Annotated in this window: 1 protein-coding gene; it reads left to right on the forward strand. The window is 68.4% G+C overall.

What is annotated here, in order from left to right; translation table 11 throughout:
* The first annotated feature begins 345 nt into the window (after nucleotides 1-345).
* Nucleotides 346-2,010 (forward strand): IS1634 family transposase, encoded by a 1,665-nt coding sequence (locus tag WAW17_RS01390; RefSeq protein WP_422331242.1) that lies wholly within the window; start codon nucleotides 346-348, stop codon nucleotides 2,008-2,010.
* The last annotated feature ends 156 nt before the right edge of the window (nucleotides 2,011-2,166 follow it).

Below are 2,166 nucleotides of genomic sequence, written 5' to 3' on the forward strand. Positions count from 1 at the left end.
GACCGGCCCCGCCTGCGCGGCGGGAGAGACGAGGAGATAGCCGCCCGGAGCGTAGATGTCGGGCACAACCCCGCGGTGATCCTGCACCTGGCGGACGACCTCGACGTCGGGCGGGTCCCAGTCCTCCTGCACCGACTTGGCGTTCGAATGGATGATCACCTGCGATGGCTCGAATGCGATCGACGCCTCCACCGGAGTTCGACAGTTCGGGCGTGATTTCGGGTGTTGCGAGGGGTGAATGTGCTGGTCAGCGGGTTGTGGTCGAGCGAACGGGTTCGGTTGCCTAGGTAAGTCATTCCGGCAGGGTCCGCGTGTTGGCGTGGGTGTTCGTGGTAGTGGTTAGGCATGTATCTGCGGACGATCACGTCGCGGCCCCGCAAGGACGGGTCGCGGGTGCGGTACTTGCAGCTGGCTCACAACGAGTGGGATCCCGAAGCTGGCCAGTCGAAGGCGAAGGTGATCCACAGCTTCGGGCGGGAGGACCAGGTCGATCGTGACGCGCTGGCCCGGCTGGTGCGGTCGATCTCCCGGATGCTGGAGCCCGAACAGCAACTGACTGCCCAGGCCGGCGGTGAGCTGTCCTTCGTGGGTTCGGCGCCGCTGGGCGGGGCGTGGGTCTTGGACGGTCTGTGGCGCCAGCTCGGCGTCGACGCGACGCTGCGGGGCTTGCTGGCCGACCGGCGTATCGATGAGCGGGCCGAGCGCCTGGTGCTGGCCATGGTCGCCAACCGTGCCTTGGCGGCATCGTCGAAGCGGGCGTGCGCGGGCTGGGTCGATGCCGACGTTCACATCCCCGGTCTCGGCGAGGTGGGCGATGACCCTCAGCCGCTGTATCGGGCCATGGACTGGTTGTTGGAGGTGGAGGCCGAGCTGGCCGAGGCCGTCTACTGGGCGACCGCGGACCTGTTGAACCTCGAGGTCGACCTGTTGTTCTTCGACACCACCTCCACCTACTTCGAAACCGAGCAGGCTGATGAACCTGCGGATGGGGCCACGGTCGGGTTCCGCACGTGGGGCCGCTCCAAGGACCACCGCGCCGATCTGCCCCAGATCGTGATCGGGATGGCCGTCACCCGGGGAGGGATCCCGGTGCGGGTGTGGTGCTGGCCGGGCAACACCAACGACTCGGCCCTGATCCGCCAGGTCAAAGATGACCTGCGGGCCTGGAAGCTGACCCGGGTGGTGTGGGTCGGTGACCGCGGGTTCACCTCGGCGGAGAACCGCCGCTACCTGCAACGGGCCGGCGGCCACTACATCCTCGGTGAGAAGCTGCGTGGCGGCACCCCCGAAGCCGACGCCGCCCTGGCCCGCCAGGGCCGCTACCACACCGTCGCCGGCAACTTGGGGGTCAAAGAAGTGGTGATCGACGACGCCACCATGCGGGACCGGTTCGTGATCTGCCGCAACCCCGAAGCCGCCGAACGAGACCGCATCGTCCGCGACCAGCTCATCGAGACGCTGACCGAACGCATCACCGGCAGCGACGCCCTCGCCGACCAGAAACGCACCGCGCTGGCGGCCGGTCTGCCGGCGGGGTTGCGGCGGTTCTTGCGCACCACCCCGGCCGGCAAGCTCCGCATCGACCGGGCCGCCGTGGCCACCGAGGAACGCCTCGACGGCAAGTTCCTGCTACGCACCTCCGACCCGAGCCTGTCCGCCGAAGACGTCGCGCTCGGCTACAAGCAGCTCCTCGAAGTCGAACGCGGCTGGCGCGACATGAAGTCCACCCTGGACCTGCGCCCCGTCTACCACCGCCTCGAGGACCGCATCCGCGCCCACGTCCTGCTGTGCTGGCTCGCCCTGTTGCTGATCCGCATCACCGAAACCCGCACCGGCGACACCTGGGCCAACACCCGCCGCGAGCTCCAACGCCTCCACCTGGGCACCTTCGTCGGACCGGCCGGCACCATCCGGCAACGCACCCAGACCACCCACGCCCAGCGCAGGATCCTCGCCGCCCTCGACATCGACGAACCCCCCGAGTTCTTCGACATCACCCCCAGCGCCTAGGCACTACACCTCCCCGCAGCGACCAGCACGAACATGCTGGTCAACACCCATTTTTCTCCCTAGACGCGCGAACGAACTGTCGAACCCCGGCCTACGCGCGCCCCCAAAAAGCCCCGTGGCGCCCGTCCCCTACCGCCGGCTGTGGGACTGGGATCG

This window comes from Rhodococcus sp. (in: high G+C Gram-positive bacteria) (genome assembly GCF_049286785.1).
Taxonomy (GTDB): Bacteria; Actinomycetota; Actinomycetes; order Mycobacteriales; family Mycobacteriaceae; genus Rhodococcus_F.

What these genes read in the sequence shown, in the direction of transcription:
- WAW17_RS01390 (WP_422331242.1), top strand. Translation starts at nt 346, where the DNA reads ATGTATCTGCGGACGATCACGTCGCGGCCCCGCAAGGACGGGTCGCGG.